The 1,429-nt window shown below is 59.1% G+C and carries 1 pseudogene; it reads left to right on the top strand.

The features are described from left to right. Positions 1 to 29: 29 nt before the first annotated feature. Positions 30 to 1,429, top strand: a pseudogene (locus tag FN633_RS18410) (Ig-like domain-containing protein); the annotation flags it as partial.

Here is a 1,429-nt window from a genome sequence, read left to right as displayed (position 1 = left end):
TTGTGCTCACGGACAGTGAAGGCCGAGCTGTGACTACCTCAATGGATCTTATGGTGGATACCGTTCCGCCCGTACTCCAGATGCCCCCCTTCGTACCAAACAATACGCTCGATCTCTCCCACCTGAATACAGACAAGATCGTCCGCGGCTTCTCCAGCAGTGAAGATCAGGGCAGCACCGTAACGGTGACGTTAAACGGTAAAAGCTACACCACTGCGGTAGATAGCCTTGGCCGCTGGCAACTGAGCATTCCACAGGCCGATATCCAGCAGCTACAGGATGGCCAAGCCTATACCGTGGAGTATCAGATCGTCGACATGGCGGGCAATGTGACGACCGGGCAGGCTGACTTCACCACTAACTTCACCAGTCCACAGGTCACTGTAGACCCGGTCACGGGGGATAACGTCCTCAATACCGCCGAGCTGCAGCTGAACCAGACCCTCTCCGGCCAAACCGTGAATATCCCGGCGGGGCAGGTGGTGACGATTACGCTGGGCACGAAAACCTACTATGCCCAGGTGATGGGTGATGGTAGCTGGAAAACCACCCTGCCAGCAGGCGATCTCGCCTCCCTGACTCAGGGCGATAATTCACTTACCGTCTCGGTAAATGACGCCAACGGCACGCCGGTAGTGCGTACCGAAACCATTAACGTCGATGGCAGCCAGACCGGTATTGCTATCGCCATTCTCTCAACCGATGACTACCTGAATGCCAACGAGGCGCAGAGTCCGCTGGAGGTGCGTGGCGTAACCACGGTGACCGGGCCGGACGTCAGTATCGTTGTTTTCTTTAACGGCAAAGAGTATGCCGTCACCGCTATCGATGCCGCAGGGAACTGGAGCGTACAGATCCCTTCCGCCGATCTGCTGCTGCTACCGGACGGTCCAAACACCGTTGAAGCGGTCGTCACCCAGGGAGCCCAGGCGGCAGGCGACATCCACACGCTGAACGTGCAGATCCACTATCTGCCTATTCCGACCATCGATGCACCGTTTGGTGATGGCTACCTGAACAGCGTCGAAAAAGGGCTGGATCAGGTGCTGAGCGGTAACACCGGCGTCTCCGGCAGCGGGCAGAGCGTGAGCGTACAGCTGGCGGGGAAAACCTATCAGGCGCTAGTGGACAGCGACGGTAACTGGCGCGCAATCGTTCCCGCCAGCGATATGCAGACCATCCCGGACGGGCTGCTGACCATTAACGTCAATGCGATTGATGCTGCGGGCAACAGCGCGCCGCTCACCAGCACCGCGCAGGTAGATACCACTCTGCCCGCGCTCAGCCTGCTGCCGCTGACGGCGGACGGCAAACTCAACGGTCAGGAGCTGGGCCAGGATCAGGTTCTGAGCGGCATCAGCTCGGTCGCTGAACGCGGCCAGCCGGTAACCGTCGTGCTGAACGGCAAAACCTATTTCACCACGGTGGG

It is taken from the genome of Pseudescherichia vulneris (assembly GCF_902164725.1).
GTDB classification, from domain to species: Bacteria; Pseudomonadota; Gammaproteobacteria; order Enterobacterales; family Enterobacteriaceae; genus Pseudescherichia; species Pseudescherichia vulneris.
This window is presented reverse-complemented; position numbering and strand designations above follow the sequence as displayed.